Origin of the sequence: Kitasatospora sp. MBT63 (assembly GCF_000710465.2) — a bacterium.
Classification (GTDB): domain Bacteria; phylum Actinomycetota; class Actinomycetes; order Streptomycetales; family Streptomycetaceae; genus Kitasatospora.
The window spans coordinates 1-226 of record NZ_JAIZ01000501.1 but is presented as its reverse complement, the minus strand read 5'-3'; the positions used below and the strand labels follow the sequence as shown (position 1 = coordinate 226).

Annotated in this window: 1 protein-coding gene; it reads left to right on the top strand. The window is 69.0% G+C overall.

Annotation, left to right across the window (positions count from 1 at the left end; all coding sequences use genetic code 11):
* Positions 1-226, top strand: a 226-nt coding sequence (locus AA75_RS26940; protein WP_149038402.1) for an ABC transporter ATP-binding protein, incomplete at both ends; no start/stop codon positions are given.

The window sequence follows — 226 nt, the reverse complement described above, 5'->3', positions numbered from 1 at the left end:
TACATGTTCATCGCGCACGACCTCTCGATCGTCCGGCACATCTCCGACCGGGTCGGCGTGATGTACCTCGGGAAGATCGTGGAGGTCGGGTCCGACGCCGAGATCTACGAGCACGCCACCCACCCCTACACCCAGGCGCTGCTCTCCGCCGTACCGGTGCCGGACCCGAAGGCCCGCTCGGAGCGGGACCGGATCGTGCTGGTGGGCGACGTGCCCTCGCCGGCCA